Here is an 18,511-nt window from a genome sequence, read left to right as displayed (position 1 = left end):
TTAGGGCGCGCTGACGACCGGGCCCTCCTGCTCGGTCGCACTCGGCCCCGCGACGAGCGGCCAACCGTCACGCCACTCGAGCCGGTCGATGAGCGTCGGCCGGTTGTTGACCCCGTTACGAAGCCGCGGGGCGTCCCGCGGGATGGCGTGGTAGACGAACCAGTCCGCCCCCGCGTCGTCGGTGACGACGGCGTTGTGCCCCGGCCCGACCCACGTGTCGTTAGCGGCCAGCACGATGTCGCCGCCGCCCGCGTTGAGGTCGCGCCCCTGCGCGTCGAGATACGGCCCCAAGAGGCTTTCGGAGCGCCCCACGTAGACCGTGTAGGTGCTCCACTCGCCGTCGCAGCACGACCCCGCCGAGAGGAAGAGGTAGTAAAAACCCTCTCGGTACGTGACCCACGGCGCCTCGAAACGGGTGTCAGCCAGCCGCACGGGTTCGCCGACCGCGCGGGTGCCGTCCTCAGCGAGCTCGACGGCGTAGATGCCGTGAAAGCTCCCCCAGATGAGCGTGCGCCTCCCCCCTTCGTCCCAGACAAAGGGGTCGATCGAGTTGCGCACGCCGATGTCCTCGGAGCAGAAGACGGGCCGCCCGAGGTCCTCGAAGGGGCCCTCGGGGCTCCGAGCGGTAGCGAGCCCGATGCACGGGTTCGGGTCCCCCCAGAGCGACGCCGAGTAGAACAGCTCGTAGAGGTCACCGCGCCTGGTGATGTGCGGCGCCCAGTAGAAACCGCCCCCCGTCTTCCAGGCGGGCGGCCACGAAAAGGCGTCACCGATGTACGTCCACTCTACGAGGTCTGGCGACGTAAAGATGGGCACGTAGCGCGACCCCCCGCCGTCGCCCCAATCGTCTTGGGTGGCGTAGAGGTAGTAGCGGCCGTCGTCCGCGCGGATCACACTCGGGTCGGCCGCGACGGGCGTGACGACGGGGTTGGTGTAGCGGGGGGGTGGGGCCTCCGCAGCCACAAGGGGTCCTCCTGTCGCGAGCGTGAGTCCTACTGCCAAAGCGGTGCGCCAAAGCACGTGTGTCCCCCTATCCCTTGAGCCCCGTCGCCGCGACGCTCTGGATGATGTAGCGCTGCAGCAGGAGGTACAAGACGAGCACGGGCAGCGCCGTAAAGACCGCCCCCGCCATGAGCTGGCCGTACTGGAAGGTGTACGCCCCCTGCAACCGCGCGAGCCCGACGGGCAGCGTCTGCTTTAGGGGGTCGTTGCCGACGATGAGGAGCGGCCACAAAAAGTCGTTCCACGAGGCCAAAAAGGTGATGATGGCGAGCGTCGAGAGCGCGGGGCCCGAGAGCGGCAGCGCGACGCGGAAAAACGTCGTCCAGAGCCCCGCACCATCGATGAGAGCCGCCTCCTCGATCTCGCGCGGGAGCGACTGGAAAAACTGGCGCAGGAAAAACACCCCGAACACCCCCGCGAGCCCCGGCAGCACCACCCCCCAATAGGTGTTCAGGCCGCCCAAGGCCGCAACCGTCAGGTAGTTGGGCACCAGGAAGATGATGCCGGGCATGACCAGGGTGCTCAGCAACACGCCGAAGAGCACATTGCGCCCCGGAAAGCGCAGCCGCGCGTAGGCGTAGGCGGCCATCGCGTCTAGAGCGACCGTCGCGGCGGTGGCGACGGCGGCCAAGAGGGCGCTATTGAGAAACCAGCGGAACACGGGGAGCGCCGGGTTGTTGAGGATGGCGGTGAAGTTGCCCAGGGTCGGGTTTTGCGGCACCCAGTTGGGCAGCAGCCACTCGGCGGGAGGTTTAAGAGCGGTCACCAGCATCCACAACAACGGGAGGGTGAAAAAGAGGGCGAAGACGACCAGGACGGCGTAGCGCAGCGCCGACCCGAGCCGCCCGCGGCCCGCGCGTCGCGCAACTTGCATTATCGGGTTCCTTTCACGGAGTGCAGCACCCCTCAACTCACCTCCGTGCGGCCGAAGATGCGAAAGTTTAGAGCGGTGAGTACCAGCAGCACCACGGCGACGAAGATGGACATGGCGGCGGCGCTCCCCATCCGGTAGGCGCCGAAGCCCTCGGCGTAGATGCGCATGATCACCGACTCCGTACCCCCCGCCGGACCGCCCCGCGTCATCACGAAGGGTTGCGCGAAGAGGTTGGCCGAGGCGATCAGCGTAATCGTCACGACGAACACCGTCACCGAGCGCAGCAAGGGCAGGGTGACGCTCCAAAACTGCTGCACCTCCGACGCGCCGTCGATGGCGGCCGCCTCGTAGAGCGAACTGGGGATGTTTTGCAGCGCCGCCAAGAAGATGATGGTGTTAAACCCGACCGTCCACCAGACCGTGGCGACCGTAATGGCGATCCACGCCCAGGGGAGCGCCCCGAGCCAGGGCACGGGGCCGAGCCCTAGCGCCCCCAAAGCCACGTTGATGATGCCGCCTTGGTCTTGAAACATCCACCACCCCAGCAGTGAGGCGACGACCGCCGAGAGCGACCAGGGCGCGAAGTAGATGGCGCGAAAGACGTTGCGGCCGCGGTAGTCGCCGTTGAGGAGCACGGCGAGGAGGAGCGCTACCACGACGAGGGGAGGCACGCTCCAGAGCATGAAGGTGCCCGTGTTGCGCAGCGCTCGCCAGAAGTCGCGGTACTGCAAGCTGGTGGGGTCGAACAGGTTGGCGTAGTTCTGCAACCCCACGAAGGGTCGGAAGCTGGGCAGGGTGAAGTCGAAGTTGAACAGGCTGATATAGACGCCGTAAAACAGGGGCCAACCCAAAAACGCGGCGAAAAAGATAAGGTGCGGCAGCACGAACAGGTAGGGGGTCAGCGAGACCCGCCCGCGCTTTTTGGCGGGGCGGGTGGCCAGGGTCTGCGCCCCCGCTTGGCCCTCGGTGTGGGTCGTCATACGCGCCTCCTTAGAGCGGCTTAGAGGGGGGCACCTCGCCCCCCCCGCACCTAGCGACCGCCGTAGCGCTGGCGGTTTTGCTCCAGGATCTGGTTGCCTTGCGCGGCCGCGTCGTTGAGCGCCGCCTGGATGTCGGTCTGCTGACCCGCCATCACCGCCTCGACCGCTTGCGCCAGGGGGGCGAGGGCGTCGGTGATCCCGGGGATGGTGGGCGGGAACACCGCCGCGTCGGCCATCACCGCGTACGAGGCCTGGGCCTCGAGCGCCTGAAACGCCTCGCTCTCGCGCACCGAGAGGCTCGCCGGGATGTGCCCCGCGCCCGCGACCCACTCGAGCGAGTTCGTGCTCAAGTAGCCGATAAAGCAGCTTGCCGCCGCCGTCTTCGCGGGGTCCTCGGTCGCCGTGTTGCCGAGCGCCAAGGTGTGCGCGCCCGCCGTGACCGCGTACGTGCCGCCGATGTTGGGAATCGGCGCCCCCCACCCGGGGGCGAACCCTTCACCCGTGAGGTTGGCGAGCTGCCAGGTGCCGTTCCACTCGGTGTAGGACTGACCCTGCTTAAAGGCCGTGACGCCCGCGTCGACCGGCAGGTTGGGCCGCGAAAAGGCCGCTTGCGCGTCGCGCAGGTAGGTCAAAGCCTGCACCCCCGCCTCGCTGTTGTAGGCCACCTCGGTGCCGTCTTCGTTAAAGCGATCGCCGCCAAACTGGTAGAGCAGGATTTCAAACATCCAGGTGATGGGAAACCCCGTCGTCACCGACCACGCCACCGCGCCCTCGCCCTGCTCGCTCAGCGCTTCGAGCGCCGCTCTATACTCCTCGGCCCCCAGCACGCGCCCCGCGGGGTCCTCGAGCCCAGCCGCCTCCCAGGCGTCGCGGTTGTACCACATCACGAGTGGGTGGATGTCTAAAGGCACGGCGTAGCGCTCGCCGTTATACTGCGTGCCGTTCCAGACGGCCTCCGGGTAGTCGTCCGCGCGGACGCCGAGCGTCTCTAGAAGCGCCTCGTCCAGCGGGCGGATGGTGCCGCGCACCGCTTGGGTGGCGATCTGGTCGAGGTGGACCTGCAGCACGTCGGGGAGCGTCCTGGAGGCTAGGGCGGCGTTGACGGTGTTGTAGTAGTCGGTAAAGGGTTGGATGGTCATGTTGACGCTGACGCCCTGCTCGTTCTCCTGGTTAAAGGCGTTGACCATCTGCGTCATAAACTCGCCGTCGGGGCCGCTAAAGCCGTTCCAAAAGGTGATCTGCGCGCCGCTCGCCTCTTCGCTGCAGGTCACCTGCGCGAGCGACAGGCCGCCCGTGAGGAGCAGCGCCGTCATCGCAGCCGCCTGGGTGCGCCTGCCGAACCGCCGCTGCACCCTACGCCGTCGCGCCGCTTGCCGCTTCACCCTGTTTTCCTGCACCGTGTTCCGCTTTACCACATCACGCCTCCTCTAGCGTCACTGCACCCCCGCTTCAGGCGGGGCCTGGTCGTTGCCGTGCGGTTTACCCCTTCGTACGCGCTAGGCCATAGCTCCCCCCTCCGTCGCGCGTCGGCGGCTCGTTAGTGCCGTCGCTGCGCGGTCGCCTCGTAAAGCGCCTCCAACGGCAGCTTGGGCCGCCGGTCGCTATAGAGCAGCCCGTTCTGCTCCTGGAAGGTGTCGGCGAACTGGGTGTAGCAAAACCCCGCCAACCCCGCCTCGGACGCCGCGGCGATGAGGGCGCGGTAGCGCGCCAAGAGCGCCTCCTCGCTCTCGACCTGGTCGTAGCCCCAACCCTGGCCCGCTTGCGGCGGCGCGTAGCGCACCCCGCCGAACTCGGAGAGGACGATCGGCGCCTCCCGCACGTTCACCGCCTCCTCAAACCCCGTGAGCACGACCTCGCGCCCGGCTGGCCGGACGTGCACACTGCTCTCCTGCGCGGCCGCGCGCGTGCCGTAGCGCGCGCGCAAGGTCTCCGGGTCGCGGCTGTAGTCGTGGATGGTCAGCAGGTCGGTGACCACGTGCTCCCAACCGTCGTTGCCGACGACCGGCCGGTGCGGGTCCAGACTCTTGGCGAGGTGATAGAGCGCCGCTACGAGGTGCCGCTGCGCCGCCACGAGCGGCAGATCGGGGACGCCCCAGGACTCGTTAAAGGCCACCCAAGCGACCACGCACGGGTGGTTGTAGTCGCGCGCGATCGCCTCCAACCACTCCCTTGTAAGGCGCGCGGCGGTCTGTGGCGAAAAAGCGTAGGCGCTCGGCAGCTCCGTCCAGACGAGCAGCCCCAGGCGGTCGGCCCAAAAGAGGTAACGCGGGTCCTCGAGCTTCTGGTGCTTGCGCACCCCGTTAAACCCCATCGCCTTGGCCAGCTCGACGTCCTTGCGGAGCGCCTCCGGCGAGGGCGCCGCGAGGAGCGTGTCGTCCCAGTAGCCCTGGTCGAGCGCCAGGCGCAAAAAGTAGGGCCGCCCGTTGAGGAAAAAGTGCCCACCGCGCACCTCGACCGAGCGCAGCGCCGTGTAGCTCGCCACGCGGTCGAGCACCTCGCCCTCGCGCCGGAGCACCACGTCAAGCTCCAGCAGCGTCGGCGACTCGGGGCTCCACAGCAGGTGCGCGCGCGCGTCGTCGATGCCGGGGTCGTCTAGGTGTAGGGTGCGCCGCACGGTGGCGTGCGCGCCGCGGGCGCTCAAGGCGGCGGTGTCGCGCGCCAAGACCTCTTCACCGCGCCGCAAGGTGAACTCGAGCGTCAGCTCACCCCCCGGCGCGATGCCAGGTTCGGCGCCAGAGGCGCTCGGGAGCGCGCAGCTCACCTCTAGGAGGAGGCTAAAGTGTGCCACGTCGGGGGTGACGCGCAAGCCGCTGACGCGCGCCTCCCCTACGGGCTCGAGCCACACGCTCTGCCAGATGCCGGTGGTGCGCGGGTACCAGATCGCGTGCGGCTCTTTGAGCCAGTCCTGTTTGCCGCGCGGCTTGTGCAGGTCCCAGGGGTCGTCCTCGGCGCGCACCGTCACGCGCTGCTCGGCCCCCGGCTCCCCCCTGAGGGCGTCCGTGATGTCGGCCCAAAAGGGCGTGTGCCCCCCCTCGTGGGTGGCCACCAGGTGCCCGTTGACCCACACCGTCGCCGCGTAGTCCACCGCCCCGAAGTGCAGCAGCACCCGCCGCCCCGCCCACGTCGGCGGCACCGTGAAGGGGCGCTCGTACCACACGACCGGATGAAAGTCGCCGTCACCGATCCCCGACGCCGCCGACTCCGGCGGAAAGGGCACGGTGATCTCGTGCGTCCACACGACCGCCTCCGGCGTGCGCGCGTCACCGAACGCAAGGCGCCAGGGGCCGTCGAGCGACCGCCACGCCGCGCGCCGCAGCTGCGGCCGCGGATACGCCGCGTCAACCACCCCTGCAGGCGCCTCGCGGTGGGGCTCGGGGGGAACAGCTGGGGTGTCGTCCAACGGAGTCTCCTTCGCGTCCTCGGTGGGCCCGCACGGAAGCGCCTCAAACGTCCGCCACTACAGCGCGCGAGGTGCAGCGCTCGAGCCCACCCAAAAGCTTCATGTTTACCTGTAGCTTACTGAGCCGCAGTGTAGTACATGCGCGCGCCTTTGTCAAACCCACCGCCCCCACCCGTCCACCCCCAAATACACCCCCTCAAAAGCCCTTCAGAGACGGTTTTCTGCTAGGCTAAGGCTCGCCACGACTAGCCGACACACCGCCTCTAATGATCCAGAAACGATCACATGTTTTTATGCATGTTTTTCTGTGATAAAAACGACTCCCGCTCGACTTTCTGAGCGCGCTGCGGGCGTCGTCACGACCTCGCTAGGCCGCCCACGGGCGTCGTACATTGGGGTCATTCCCAGGGGGGTAGCGTCGGGGCACCGCCCCCACGAGCTCGCCTTGCCACTACCGAGGTACCGATGACCGAGTCCCCCACGTCCCGCGACCTTATCCTTCAGGCCGACGCGCGCAACCCCCGCGCCAACGAGGTGCTGCGGGCGCTCGCTTCCGAACCGCGCCTGCGCATCCTGGAGCTCTTGAGCGATCAGCTCCTCAACACGAGCGAGATCGCCGCCGCCCTCGGCCTGCCGCTCTCGACGGCGACGCTGCATATCGGCATCCTCGAGGCCGCCGGGTTGCTCCTCACCGAACGCAAACCCGCCGTGCGCGGCTCTCAAAAGATCTGCGCGCGCGCCGTCGATACCCTGCACATACGGCTCCCGCAGTCTCGGCGCCAGGGCGCCCAGATGATCGAGATCAGCATGCCGATCGGCGCCTACACCGATCTGCGCGCCGTTCCGAGCTGTGGCCTGGCGAGCGAGGAGGGTATCATCGGACTCTTCGACGACCCCACCTCGTTTTTCGAACCCGAGCGCCTACGCGCCCAGCTCCTCTGGTTTCATCAAGGCTACGCCGAGTACCGCTTTCCCAACCGCGTCCCCGCGGGCGCCACCCTGGAGAGCCTCAGCGTCAGCTTCGAGGTGTGCAGCGAAGCGCCCCTGCACCGCACCCCCTGGCCCTCGGACATCACGGTCTGGCTTAACGGGCGCGAGCTCGGCACCTGGACGAGCCCCGGCGACTTCGGCGGGCAGCGCGGGCACCTCACCCCCGACTGGTGGGAGGACCGCAACTCGCAGTTTGGGCTCCTCAAGGTCTTTAGCGTCACCCGGGAGGGCGCTTTCGTCGACGGCGTCCGGCTCTCCGAGATCACCCTGGATGACCTCAGGCTCCACGGCGAGCGCTTTATAGCGGTGCGCATCGGCGTCAAAGAGAACGCCCACCACGTCGGCGGCCTCAACCTCTTCGGGCGGCGCTTCGGCAACTACCCGCAAGACATCGTGCTGCAGGTGCGCTACACGTAGGCAGCACAGCGATGAGCAATGAGTACTGAGCAATGAGCGTCGGGAGCAGCTCGTTGCTCCGCCCTACAATCTCGTTTTGCGCCTCAGCTCACAATAGCAGAGGGTCAAGACCACACCGCGATAGGAGCCGGTATGAACACAGCGCAGCGCTTCAACGCAGAGCCCGTCATGCAGCCCCCTTCTAGCTACCTGTTCTCCGACGCCGAACCCCTAGAGGACGACATCTACCCCGACGATGACCAGTACGAAGACGTCGACGAGGACGACTTCGACGAGGAGGTCGACGAGGACGAGCTCGAGCTCGACGACGAGGACTACAGCGACGACCTCGACGACGACGAGCTCGAGGCCATCGAAGACGACCTTATCGAGGACGAGCTGACGTACGACGATCGCGAGGAGCTCTAAACACCCCCCGCGAGGAGGAGCCCGCGTGGACAACCCCGAAGCCGACGACGCCAGACCCGACGACGCCGACGGCGACACCCCAAAAGAGCTCGAGCTCGACGACACCTTTGAGGAGCAGAAAAAACGGGTCGACGCCTGGGAAGAGGAGATGCGCCAAGAGCGCGAAAAGCGCACTCGCGAGGAGAGCGGCGCCTAGCGCACCCGGCCCAGAGCGCAAAGCCAAGGAGCCCCGCACCTCGGTGGGGCTTTTTAGCGTTCGCCCGGTGCGGGGTGGCGCTCACCCTTGGGGGTGGGGCGCGGGGGGGCAAAGACCATGCTCTTACCCCCTAACGCCTCGAGCCCCGCAACAACCGCGCGAGCGCCCCCAAAACGGCCCAACCGGTCGCGCCGAACAGATAAAAGCCCGCCGCCTGCGGCACGAAGTACCAGGGATCGCTGTCTGGCGCCCGAAAACCGTTGGCGAGCGCGTAGGTGCCCCAAAAGGTGCCGAGCACGAGCGCGGCGAGGGAAAGGACGCGCAGGGTTGTCTTCATAGCGCTCCTATGGGCTACGGCTCGAGCTGCACGACCTCAGCGCCATTGTAGTAAAAGCGCTTGCCCGTGACGCTCGTAGCGCTGATCGTATAGGTCTCGTTAGCGACGTCCGGGTCGTAGACGCAGCTCGCCACGCTTAAAGGATCGGCGCGCAGGTGGGCGAGCGCGGCGCACGTCTTTGCCGCGGGCAGGGTCATCGTGGCGATATCTCGCTCTGCCTCGACGCCCTTGATGACGTGATGGATGTAGGCTTTCGTGGCCGCGTCGTTGGCAGTCGCGACAGCGCGCCGTAGGTTTGGCGTGAGGATGGCGGTCAGCAAACCGACGATAAAAACCACCATAAGCGCGTCGATAAGGCTATACCCGCCTGTACGGAAGACCGTCACGGTCACCTCCAAACCTCGAGAGCCAAACCTCGAGAGAAAGTGCAAGGAAAAAGCCGAGCGACTGGGCTCGGCTTCTCCAGACGTCAACTGCCAGCCTAGTTCGAGGTCATCGTGGCGCCGTCGAAGGTGAAGTTGGTGTTCGTGACGCTCGTCGCCGCGACGCTGAACCCACCGTTGCCGTCAGCCGTAATCGTTCCCGGTCCCGTGACCGCAGCAGGCGTGGGAACTCCAGGCTCGAGCGCGTCACAGGTCGCCGCGGTTGGAAGCGCTTGCGTCACTGGGTCGCGCTGGCTTTCGACCGCCGTGTAGCAGTTACGGATGTAGGCTTGGGCTGCGGTATCGTTCGCGCGGTTGCGCGCCTGCAGGAGGTTTGGAATGAGGACCGCCGCGAGAATGCCGATAATGGCGATGACGATCAGCAGTTCGATAAGGGTGAAACCTTGGTTGGCTTGGCGACCTTTGGCGTTGCGCATAGCTGTACCCCTTCTTGAGCTTCCGGATACGGGATGGATGATGGCCGGTTGCTCGCTGGCATTGCTGCGAACCTCGTTCGCTGGGATGAAGATACGGGGTGAACTGTCACAGGATTATTACTTTTCGCTCATCCGCGGCACTTGGGCAGGAGATGTCAAAAAGCTCACGCAGACGGCATATGTGGCCGCTTTGGGGGCGATACTGTAACCGTCTTCGGTGCGGAGGACCGTTAAAAGCTTCTCATAAGGGAGTCTTTCACTACCCTCTAGGGGTTCGGCAGGGGCCTCGAGACGTCCTTCGCTTGCACACCGATCGGGCACGACCCTAAGCTGGTAAGCATGGACTACCGAGACTACATCACCATAGATCCGAACAAGCGTGGTGGTAAGCCTTGCGTTCGGGGGCTCCGCATCACCGTCTACGAAGTACTCGACTATCTCGCTTCCGACATGACGGAAGAGGAGATCCTACAGGATTTCCCCGACCTCACCAAAGAGGATCTAAAAGCGTGCATCGCTTTTGCGGCTGAGCGTGAACGGCGCCTTGTCACGGTACCTCCCGCGGCGTGAAACTGCTGCTCGACCAAAATCTCTCTTACCGCTTGATCCATTCCCTTGAAGACCTCTTTCGAGACGCCGTACACGTGCGAGATGTAGGGCTTAAGGACGCGGACGACACGGCTGTATGGGAGTATGCCAAGCAGCACGGTTTTACTATCGTGTCCAAAGACGCGGACTTTCACCAGCGCAGCTTTCTGCTAGGACACCCACCGAAAGTGGTTTGGGTACGTTTGGGAAACTGCTCTACGAGCGATGTCGAGCGCCTCTTAAGACAGCACGAAGAAACCATCAAGGCTTTTTGTCGTGCTACCGAAGGATCTTTTTTAAGCCTCTCTAGAGGCGCTTGAGCTCGTTTCAGCTACCACCTCCTACCACCGGCTCCGGTAGACTGGTCTATGACCTTTGAGGCGTTTCAGCGGACGCTCGCGGAGATGGTCGACGAGATTCCGCAGGAGTTTTTGCGGGGGCTCCAGGGGGTGCACGCGCTCCCCGACGCGCGGCTCGAGGAGGGCTTTGACGAGGTCTACCGCCTGGGCGAGTACCTCGACCCAGGGCCGGACGACTTTCTGGGCGCGGGCGAGGGGCTCGGGCGGCACGTCGCGCTCTACTACGGCTCGTTCGCGCGCCTCGCCGAAGACGACCCCGACTTCGATTGGGAGGCGGAGCTGTGGGAGACGCTCACCCACGAGCTGCGCCACCACGTCGAGTCCTTGGCGGGCGACGCCAGCCTCATCGAGGAGGACAGGCGGCGCGACGAGGGCTTCCGGCGGCTTTTCCGGCGGGACGCCTGAAGCGGTGAGCGGTTGGGAGGCGGGGGCGCGGCACTTCAACGCGGGCGCCTACTGGGAGGCGCACGAGGCGTGGGAGGGGCCGTGGGGGGCGGCGCAGGGGCGCGACCGGAGCCTGTACGCGGGCGCGATCTTGCTCGCCGCCGCGCTCCATAAGGCGCGGGCGATGGGCAACGCGCGCGGGGGGCGCCGCAACTACGCCAAAGCGCTCGCGCACCTCGCGCTGCTGCCCGACCACTACCGCGGCGTCGCCGTGCGGGCGCTCGAAGCCCAGGTGCACGCCGCCCTGCAAGACGCGCGGCTCGCGCCGCAGCTGCCGCTCACGCTGCTCGCCGAACCGGCGGAGGCCACACGCTAGCTTGAGAGAGGAACGCTATGACCCAACCGGCCCACGACCCCAACGAGCGCCCCACCCCCCCTCGGCCTGGCAACCCCTACGACGCCCTGCCGCACGACGAACGCCGCGCGCGGCGGCCCGGCACCACCGTACCGCTGCGGCGCTCGAGGCGAGACCGCAAAGTCGGCGGGGTGATCGGCGGTATCGCCGAGTACGTCGGGACCGACGCGCGCGACCTGCGCCTTATGGTGGCCGTGTTGGTGCTCGCCACGGGGGGCGTGTTGGGCGTCGTCTACGCGCTTTTGTGGCTCATGCTGCCCGACGCCTCGTAGCGTAGCGGGTCAGCCCGCGCCCCGCAGCAGCCGCTCGGCCTCCTCGCGCGTCGGCAGCGAGGGCTGCGCCCCCGAACGGCTCACCGCGAGCGCCCCCGCCGCCCCCGCGTAGCGCACCGCCGCCTCCAAAGTCGCCCCCCGCGCCAGCTCGGCGGCGAGCGCCCCCGCGAAGGCGTCCCCCGCCGCCGTGGTGTCGACGACGCGAACCCTGTGCGCGGGCTCGAGCCCGCTCCCTTCCGGCCCCGCCCAAGCTGCGCCGCGCCCCCCGAGCGTCAGCACGACCGCCGGGACAAAGCGCCGGAGCCCCGCTAGGGCCGCCCCCAAGTCCCCGAGCACCTCGGGCGCGCCGAGCAGCGTCGCCGCTTCGTGCTCGTTGACCAAGAGCAGGTCGACGTCGCCGAGCTGCGCCGCGCTCAGCGCCTGCGCGGGCGCGAGGTTCAGAAGGACGCGCGCCCCCGCCGCACGGCCTAGCGCAGCGGCGCGCAGGGCGGTCTTTAGAGGGATCTCGAGCTGGACGAGGACAACCTCGGCGCCCTCGAACACCCTTTCGGTGAGGTCCTCGGGCCGCAGCGCCGCGTTCGCCCCCGGCGCCACGATGATGCTGTTCTGCCCCGCCTCGTCCACGGTGATAAAAGCGACCCCCGTCTTGTCGTCCGTCTGCTCCAAAAAACCCAGGTCGATGCCCTCGGCCGCGAGGCGGTGCGCGAGCGGGTCGCCGTAAGCGTCGCGCCCCACGCGCCCGACCATCCGCACGGGGGCGCCGAAGCGGGCCGCCGCGACCGCCTGGTTCGCCCCCTTGCCGCCGGGGTGCGTCTCGTACCCCGACCCCAGGAGCGTCTCACCGGGGCGCGGGGCGCGCGGAACGCGAACGACGAGGTCCATGTTGAGGCTGCCGACGACGACGATCATGAGGGCTCCTTCAGGGGGAGGGGGAGTGACGAGCAATGAGCAACGAGTGCTGAGTACTGAGTGCTGCTACTGACTACTGGCCACTGCTCTTTACCGGCCGCGAGGCTACGCCCATGGAGGGCGCAGGCTAGGAGAACAGCTTGCGCGGCAGGTAAAAAGACACCACCCAGTTGGGCTGATCGACGATCTCGCTGATGCGCAGGTCGCACGCGACGCTGCACAAGAGGTAGGCGTCCTCCGGGCTGAGGCCGTAGGTTTTGCCCAGGTAGTCGATCATCGCCCGCACGGCGTCCTTGGCCGCCTGCATGAGGTCCGGACCGACGCCCGTGGTGACGAAGTATCCCTTGTCGTCGAGGTGGCGCGTCACGGGCGCTGGCGTCTCGAACTGGGGCGCTCTTAGGTTCGCGCCCTTGACGAGGTCGAAGCGCACGGTGACGGCCATCGGCGACTCGATGGCGGTGCCGCACACCTCGCCGTCGCCCTGGGCGGCGTGGGTGTCGCCAAGCGAGAAGAGCGCCCCGTCGACCTGGACGGGCAGGTAGAGGGTCGTGCCGGCAGCCAGGTCGCGAATGTCGAGGTTGCCGCCGCACGCGCGCGGCGGCACCACGCTGTGCTGCCCCGGCTCGGCGGGCGCGACCCCGATGGTCCCCGGGAAGGCTTTGAGGGGCACCGTGATGCCGTCGGCGAAGGCGGCCGTCTCCCCCTCGAAACGCCAGGTCTTCAGGTGCGCGTCGGGGAAGTCCTCGGCCAGGAGGCCGAAACCCGGGATGTTGGCGGTCCACCCCCAACCGCTCGGACGAAACTCGAGCAGCTTGACCGCCAGCGCGTCCCCCGGCTCAGCGCCCAGCACGCGCACGGGGCCGGTGACCGGATTGACGCGGCCAAAGTCGAGGGTGAGCACGTCGCGGACGCTCGAGTCCGCGCGCAGCTGCCCCCCGGAGGCGTCGAGGGTCTCGAGGGTCAGCGTGTCGCCGGGGTTCACCTCGGCGACGGGCGGGAGGCTGTTGTCCCAACCGGTGTGGCTCTGGTGGGCGTGGAGGGTGTGAGCGTGGAGGTTGGACATCTTTACAGTTTACGGGGTTGCGTCACGGGTTTGCGGCAAGGCCCTGGCGCACGGGGGCGGGTGGCCACGCGCCAGGGCCTCACGCCGCACCCGAGCCTCGAGACTTTAGCGAAGCGCACCCTAGCGGGCGCACGCGCGTCCTATGCTGGGTGCAGCCTCACGGCCAGTAGTTCAATAGTCAGCACTCAGTACTCAGTACTCATTGCTCGTTGCTCATTACTCATTGCTTACCCCTCCCAGGAGCCCCCATGACCCACCCCGACACCGCCCACACCGGCGCCAGCCGCCCGAGCTGGGACGAGACCGTTCGCCCCTTCTTCACCGCCCCTTTGACGCGGGACCTCACCGTCGACGTCTGCGTCGTCGGCGCGGGTCTCGCCGGACTGACGACGGCCTACCTGCTCGCCCGCGAAGGGAGGCGGGTCGCCGTGCTCGACCAGGGGCCGGTCGGCGGCGGCAACACGGGGCGCACCACCGCGCAGCTCGCTAACGCCTTCGACGACCGCTACAGCGAGGTCATCCGGCTCTACGGCGAAGCTGGCGCCAGGGCGGTCGCACAGAGCCACACGGCCGCTATTGACCTCATCGAGCGCATCAGCCAGGAGGAGGGGATCGCCTGCGACTTCGAGCGCGTGAGCGGCTACCTCTTCGTCCCCCCCGGCGCGTCGCGGCGCGTGCTTAGCGAGGAGCTAGAGGCGGCGCGCCGCGCGGGGCTGCGCGAGGTGGCGTGGGTGGACAAGGCGCCCCTGGAGGGCTTTGACACGCTGCCCTGCCTGCACTTTCCCAACCAAGCGCAGTTCGACCCGATGCGCTACCTTAGGGGGCTCGCGCACGCCTTTGGGGCGCGCGGCGGGGAGCTCTATACCGAGACGGCGGTCCAAACGGTCGAGGGCGGCGCACCGGCAAAAGTCCGCACCCACAGCGGCCTCACGGTAACGGCGGGGGCCGTCGTCGTGGCGACCAACGCGCCCATTCACGACCGCGTCGCCACGCACACCAAACAGGCGCCCTACCTGAGCTTCGTGATCGCCGCCGAGGTGCCGCGCGGGAGCGTCCAGCGGGCGCTCTACTGGGACACCGAAGACCCCTACCACTACGTGCGGCTCCAGAGCTTGGACGAGGCCACCGAGCTCCTCTTGGTCGGCGGCGAGGACCACAAGACCGGTCAGGCGGACGACGCCCCGGCGCGCTACGGGCGGCTCGAGGCGTGGGCGCGCGAGCGCTTCCCCAAGCTCGGCCGGGTCCGCTACCGCTGGTCGGGGCAGGTTTACGAGACCCTAGACGGCCTCGCCTTTATCGGGCGCAGCCCCGGTGAGGAGAACGTCTACCTGGTGACCGGCGACTCGGGGATGGGGATGACCCACGGCTCGCTGGCGGGCGTGCTGCTGCGCGACCTCATCTTGGGTCGGGACAACCCGTGGGCGACCCTTTACGACCCCGCGCGAAAACCCCTCAAGGCGGGCGGCGCGTTTCTCAAGGAGAACCTCAACGTCGCGGCGCAGTTTCTCGACCTCGCGACCCCCGCCAGGGGGGACGCGGCGGCGCTCGGGCCGGGAGAGGGGGCGGTGGTCGGCTTCGGCCCGGCCAAGCGGGCGGTCTACCGCGACGAAGCGGGGGTGCTGCATGAGCGCAGCGCCATCTGCCCGCACCTAGGCTGCGTGGTGGCCTGGAACAGCGCGGAGCGGACGTGGGACTGCCCCTGCCACGGCTCGCGCTTCGACGCCTACGGGCGGGTGATCAACGGCCCCGCGCATAGGGGGCTCGAGCCCAAGTGAGCCGCGCTACCGGCGGCGCGCGCACTTTGGCGAAGCGCGAAATGTAATACGCATTTCGTTGCGCCTTACAGTTTGTCCCCTTGGTTACCCCCTACCCTGCCTTTAAGGGAGGACAACAATGGGCCTACTTGAAATCGCGATCATCGCGCTCGTCGTCGCCGTGATCGCCGGCGCCCTCGGGTTTTCGGGGGTGGCGGCGGGCGCTGCGGCGGTCGCGCGCATCGTCTTCGGGCTGTTTCTAATCATCGCCGTGATCTTGTTCGTGATGCTGCTTTTGGGCGTCAACCTAGCCTTTTAGGGAGGCTAGCGCCGAGGTCGCTACGCCCTAAACGTTGGGAGAGACACCCAAAAGCGTCTCTCCCGTGTTGCTGATGTCGTTGTGCCCACCGGTCTAGCCGCCCGCTAAGCGCTGCGCTACCGGGCGACGTCTGCTAGGGTCTGTCTGACAGAAGGGCTGACTGATGTTTTAGGGTAAAGGCATGGCACGGACGGACTTAAGCGAGAAACAGTGGCGAGCGTTAAAAGCGCATTTACCTGCGAATCCCCAACGCGGCCACGCCTACGTTGACCATCGCCGAGTTATCAACGGCATTTTGTGGCGGCTCAAGACTGGAGCACCTTGGCGAGATGTTCCTGAGCGCTACGGAGCCTGGCAAACCTGCTGGGACCGGTTCACGAGGTGGGAACGTAGCGGTGACTGGCAGCGCATCCTACAAGCCCTTCAAGCGCATGCCGACGCCACAGGCGATATTGACTGGGACGGAGCGGCCTTGGACAGCAGTCACATCAAAGCCCACCGGAGCGCTGCAGGTGCGAGAAAGCGGCCCGCCGAGGGCGAAAAAAGGGGGGCTTGACAGATGAGTGGTTAGGCCACTCGCGTGGCGGGCATACCAGCAAAGTTCATGTCTGTGCTGATGGGAAGGTTCGCCCCCTGTCCCTTGTCGTGACCGCCGGGCAACGCAACGATGCCGCTTGGTTGGAGCGGGTGCTCGACGAGATACACGTACCACGTTTAGGTAGAGGGCGACCCCGAAAGCGCCCCTCACAGCTCCGCTTGGACCGGGCTTACAGCTTTAAGAAGCAGCGCCAAGGGTTGAGGCGACGGAACATTCGCTGTATCAGCCCTGAGCGAGAAGACGCCAAAAAGCACCGGCTCGCCAAGGGCTCCAAAGGTGGGCGTCCACCTGCTTTTGATACCAAGGCGTACAAGGGGCGCAACGTCATTGAGCGCTGCATCAACCGACTTAAAGACTTTCGTGCTGTAGCAACCCGCTATGACAAGCGGGGTCGGAACTACCTCGCGGGCGTGCTTGTCGCCTCCATTATCCTCTGGCTCTAATCAGTCAGACAGACCCTAGCTGAGCCTAAAAGTGCAGGTTGACCCCGCCGCGCGCGCGCACGTAGTAGGCGCTCGGGTTTGAGGGGTCGCGCCCCAGAACGTAACCGGGGAGCGCCTCGGCAAAGACGCCAAAACGACCGAAGCGGAACTCCGCACCGGCTACGGCGTGCGCGCCGAGCGGCGCGGTGCGCAGCTCGGCGAGCGACCCCGGTACGCCGCTCAAAAAGGCGTCGGCGCCGCCCCCGAGGTAGAGCGCGTTGGCGCTTAGCGGCAAGTAGAAGCGGAAGAGGGCGGCGAGGCTACCCAGACGGACCTCACCGCGCGGGAGGTTACCCTCGACCGCGGCGCGCACGCCGAACGAAGGCGTGGCGTTTACGCCGAGCTGCGCGCCGAGCTCGAAGCTGTCGGTCACGGTCTCCATCTGCGTCGAGAGCGGCGTCCCAGCGACAGCACCCAAATAAAACCGCTGCGCGAACCCGACCGGCGTCACGAGCGCGAGCAGCACCAAAGCAGTCCGTAAAGCGTTCTTCACATCTCCTCCAGAAGCTGGCCTAGTCGCCCTTGGCGAGGCGCTGCGCCACCTGCGGGTGCCACCAACGCGCGTTCTAGCGGCGCAACCCACGCGGTAGGATCCACACCCCCACTACCCTACGCCACCGGGCTTAAGGGAAGCTGAAAAGGGATGAAACCGCCCCTGCGCCGGCGGTCGGCGGCCAAACAAAACCGCACGGCAGCGACCTTTTAGCGGTGGCCTCCCCTAGAGAAGGTGCGCCGTGCGGCTACGGAGTTAAACGCTGGGCAGCGCGAACCCCTACACCTCACCTTAACGCCCGCGCCCTCACGGATGTGCTTAAAACGTTCATCCTTCCTTAATCTTAACGAGGGAGCACTGCAAAAGCACGCCTCGAGCCCGCGGCACCTTGAGCCCGCCGCCAAGTTGGGGTAAGGTCTGCGTAGCCGATCGAGGGTGCTGCAGGGAGCGGTCGCGCGTTGGGAGGGAAAAGGACGCGCCATCTGCAAACGGTCGGTCAAGAGTTTTGACCAGGGGCTCGTCCTGCGCGCCTTACCGACGACGCCTAGCGGCAACGCCCCAAAGGAGACGACGTGCGCGTAACCGTCTGGAACGAATACAGGCACGAGCGGAAAAACCCCAAGGTCGCCGAGATCTACCCCGAGGGGATTCACGGCGCCATCGCCGCGTTTCTTCGGGGGGCGGGTTTCAAGGTGCGCACCGCGACCTTAGACGAGGCGGAGCACGGCCTCGGCGGGGACGTTTTGGAGACCACCGACGTGCTCTTTTGGTGGGGGCATATCGCCCACGACGAGGTCAGCGACGAGGTCGCCGAACGGGTGCAGCGGCGCGTTCTGGAGGGGATGGGGCTCGTGGTGCTGCACTCGGGGCACTTTTCAAAACCCTTCAAGCGCCTCATGGGCACCTCGTGCGACCTGTCGTGGCGCGAGATCGGCGAGCGCGAACGCCTCTGGGTCGTGGCGCCGCACCACCCCATTGCGCAGGGGTTAGACAACACCTTCGTGGTGCCCAAAGCCGAGATGTACGGCGAGCCCTTCGACATCCCCGCGCCCGACGAGCTGGTCTTTATCAGCTGGTTTCAGGGCGGCGAGGTCTTCCGCAGCGGCGCGTGCTTCTACCGCGGCCAGGGTAAGGTGTTTTACTTCCGCCCCGGTCACGAAACCTTCCCCATCTACCACCAGAGCGAGGTGCAGCGCGTTCTCGTCAACGCCGCGCACTGGGCCGCCCCGACGGGGCGCGTGAAGACGCAGTTCGGCAACCGCGCCGAACCGCTCGAGCCGGTCAAGAGCAGTAGCCAGTAGCCAGTAGTCAGTAGTCAGTAGCCAGTAGCCAGTAGTCAGTACGCATCACTCAGTACTCATTGCTCGTTGCTCATTGCTCGTTGCTCATCACTCATCGCTCACCTTTCACCC

Annotated in this window: 23 protein-coding genes; 12 read left to right on the top strand and 11 right to left on the bottom strand. The window is 66.9% G+C overall.

Annotated features, from left to right (window positions below; genetic code table 11):
* The 5 genes from TRAD_RS03605 to TRAD_RS03585 all read right to left on the bottom strand — a co-directional run bounded on the left by TRAD_RS03605 (position 1) and on the right by TRAD_RS03585 (position 6,256).
* A complete protein-coding gene (locus TRAD_RS03605; protein WP_185095195.1) occupies positions 1–963 on the bottom strand; it encodes a family 43 glycosylhydrolase in 963 nt (320 codons plus the stop codon).
* Positions 964–1,030: 67 nt separating this feature from the next.
* Positions 1,031–1,876: a carbohydrate ABC transporter permease gene (locus tag TRAD_RS03600; protein WP_013177229.1), complete on the bottom strand. Its 846-nt coding sequence runs from the start codon at positions 1,874–1,876 to the stop codon at positions 1,031–1,033.
* A 32-nt stretch (positions 1,877–1,908) separates the two neighbouring features.
* On the bottom strand, positions 1,909–2,856 hold the full coding sequence (locus TRAD_RS03595) for a carbohydrate ABC transporter permease (protein WP_013177228.1): 948 nt from the start codon (positions 2,854–2,856) through the stop codon (positions 1,909–1,911).
* Between the two features lie 50 nt (positions 2,857–2,906).
* Positions 2,907–4,169, bottom strand: a complete 1,263-nt coding sequence (locus TRAD_RS03590) for an ABC transporter substrate-binding protein (protein WP_013177227.1) — start codon at positions 4,167–4,169, stop codon at positions 2,907–2,909.
* Between the two features lie 224 nt (positions 4,170–4,393).
* Complete coding sequence (locus tag TRAD_RS03585) at positions 4,394–6,256, bottom strand: glycoside hydrolase family 2 protein (protein ID WP_013177226.1); 1,863 nt, start codon at positions 6,254–6,256, stop codon at positions 4,394–4,396.
* Between the two features lie 465 nt (positions 6,257–6,721).
* Here TRAD_RS03585 and TRAD_RS03580 point away from each other — a divergent pair, with 465 nt between their 5' ends.
* From TRAD_RS03580 to TRAD_RS16240, 3 genes are all read left to right on the top strand, one after another.
* Positions 6,722–7,663 carry an ArsR/SmtB family transcription factor gene (locus TRAD_RS03580; protein WP_013177225.1) on the top strand — a complete coding sequence of 314 codons (942 nt, stop codon included), beginning with the start codon at positions 6,722–6,724 and terminating at the stop codon, positions 7,661–7,663.
* 132 nt (positions 7,664–7,795) lie between these two features.
* Positions 7,796–8,071, top strand: a complete 276-nt coding sequence (locus TRAD_RS16245) for a hypothetical protein (RefSeq protein WP_013177224.1) — start codon at positions 7,796–7,798, stop codon at positions 8,069–8,071.
* 25 nt (positions 8,072–8,096) lie between these two features.
* Complete coding sequence (locus tag TRAD_RS16240; protein ID WP_013177223.1) at positions 8,097–8,267, top strand: hypothetical protein; 171 nt, start codon at positions 8,097–8,099, stop codon at positions 8,265–8,267.
* Positions 8,268–8,397: 130 nt separating this feature from the next.
* Here the strand turns inward: TRAD_RS16240 and TRAD_RS03570 are convergent, their stop codons facing one another.
* The 3 genes from TRAD_RS03570 to TRAD_RS16705 form a co-directional block, all read right to left on the bottom strand.
* Entirely contained in the window at positions 8,398–8,604 is a 207-nt protein-coding gene (locus TRAD_RS03570) for a hypothetical protein (protein ID WP_013177222.1), read from the bottom strand.
* 14 nt (positions 8,605–8,618) lie between these two features.
* Entirely contained in the window at positions 8,619–8,990 is a 372-nt protein-coding gene (locus tag TRAD_RS15040) for a pilin, type IV (RefSeq protein ID WP_013177221.1), read from the bottom strand.
* A 95-nt stretch (positions 8,991–9,085) separates the two neighbouring features.
* A complete protein-coding gene (locus tag TRAD_RS16705) occupies positions 9,086–9,463 on the bottom strand; it encodes a prepilin-type N-terminal cleavage/methylation domain-containing protein (RefSeq protein WP_013177220.1) in 378 nt (125 codons plus the stop codon).
* A 339-nt stretch (positions 9,464–9,802) separates the two neighbouring features.
* On the opposite strand from TRAD_RS16705, the gene TRAD_RS03555 reads away from it, so the two are divergent.
* From TRAD_RS03555 to TRAD_RS03540, 5 genes are read left to right on the top strand one after another with little or no spacing between them, the layout of a single operon-like run.
* Positions 9,803–10,033: a DUF433 domain-containing protein gene (locus TRAD_RS03555; protein ID WP_013177219.1), complete on the top strand. Its 231-nt coding sequence runs from the start codon at positions 9,803–9,805 to the stop codon at positions 10,031–10,033.
* Positions 10,030–10,371, top strand: a complete 342-nt coding sequence (locus tag TRAD_RS16775; RefSeq protein ID WP_013177218.1) for a DUF5615 family PIN-like protein — start codon at positions 10,030–10,032, stop codon at positions 10,369–10,371. Before TRAD_RS03555 ends, TRAD_RS16775 begins: the two co-directional genes overlap by 4 nt.
* A gap of 48 nt (positions 10,372–10,419) precedes the next feature.
* A complete protein-coding gene (locus TRAD_RS03550; RefSeq protein WP_013177217.1) occupies positions 10,420–10,815 on the top strand; it encodes a metallopeptidase family protein in 396 nt (131 codons plus the stop codon).
* 4 nt (positions 10,816–10,819) lie between these two features.
* A complete protein-coding gene (locus TRAD_RS03545; RefSeq protein WP_013177216.1) occupies positions 10,820–11,170 on the top strand; it encodes a DUF309 domain-containing protein in 351 nt (116 codons plus the stop codon).
* Positions 11,171–11,187: 17 nt separating this feature from the next.
* Entirely contained in the window at positions 11,188–11,481 is a 294-nt protein-coding gene (locus tag TRAD_RS03540; protein WP_013177215.1) for a PspC domain-containing protein, read from the top strand.
* A gap of 9 nt (positions 11,482–11,490) precedes the next feature.
* Here the strand turns inward: TRAD_RS03540 and rbsK are convergent, their stop codons facing one another.
* Both rbsK and TRAD_RS03530 read right to left on the bottom strand, forming a co-directional pair.
* Entirely contained in the window at positions 11,491–12,390 is a 900-nt protein-coding gene (rbsK, locus tag TRAD_RS03535) for a ribokinase (protein WP_013177214.1), read from the bottom strand.
* A 127-nt stretch (positions 12,391–12,517) separates the two neighbouring features.
* Positions 12,518–13,453, bottom strand: coding sequence for an acetamidase/formamidase family protein (locus TRAD_RS03530; protein ID WP_013177213.1), 936 nt, complete (start codon positions 13,451–13,453; stop codon positions 12,518–12,520).
* 248 nt (positions 13,454–13,701) lie between these two features.
* Between TRAD_RS03530 and TRAD_RS03525 the strand changes: the two genes are divergently transcribed.
* The 3 genes from TRAD_RS03525 (at position 13,702) to TRAD_RS15580 (ending at position 16,567) form a co-directional block, all read left to right on the top strand.
* Positions 13,702–15,228 (top strand): FAD-dependent oxidoreductase, encoded by a 1,527-nt coding sequence (locus TRAD_RS03525; RefSeq protein WP_013177212.1) that lies wholly within the window; start codon positions 13,702–13,704, stop codon positions 15,226–15,228.
* A gap of 118 nt (positions 15,229–15,346) precedes the next feature.
* On the top strand, positions 15,347–15,526 hold the full coding sequence (locus tag TRAD_RS03520) for a DUF1328 family protein (RefSeq protein WP_013177211.1): 180 nt from the start codon (positions 15,347–15,349) through the stop codon (positions 15,524–15,526).
* Positions 15,527–15,707: 181 nt separating this feature from the next.
* A protein-coding gene (locus tag TRAD_RS15580; protein ID WP_148221177.1) for an IS5 family transposase occupies positions 15,708–16,567 on the top strand; the annotation gives its coding sequence in 2 pieces (ribosomal slippage) (positions 15,708–16,062 and positions 16,062–16,567; 861 coding nt in all).
* Positions 16,568–16,592: 25 nt separating this feature from the next.
* Here TRAD_RS15580 and TRAD_RS03515 read toward each other — a convergent pair.
* A complete protein-coding gene (locus TRAD_RS03515) occupies positions 16,593–17,099 on the bottom strand; it encodes a hypothetical protein (protein ID WP_013177209.1) in 507 nt (168 codons plus the stop codon).
* Between the two features lie 572 nt (positions 17,100–17,671).
* On the opposite strand from TRAD_RS03515, the gene TRAD_RS03510 reads away from it, so the two are divergent.
* Positions 17,672–18,400: a ThuA domain-containing protein gene (locus TRAD_RS03510; RefSeq protein WP_013177208.1), complete on the top strand. Its 729-nt coding sequence runs from the start codon at positions 17,672–17,674 to the stop codon at positions 18,398–18,400.
* The last annotated feature ends 111 nt before the right edge of the window (positions 18,401–18,511 follow it).

It is taken from the genome of Truepera radiovictrix DSM 17093 (assembly GCF_000092425.1).
In the GTDB taxonomy this organism is placed as follows: Bacteria; Deinococcota; Deinococci; order Deinococcales; family Trueperaceae; genus Truepera; species Truepera radiovictrix.
The sequence above is the reverse complement of the archived record's forward strand: the minus strand, read 5'-3'. Positions and strand labels throughout refer to the sequence as shown.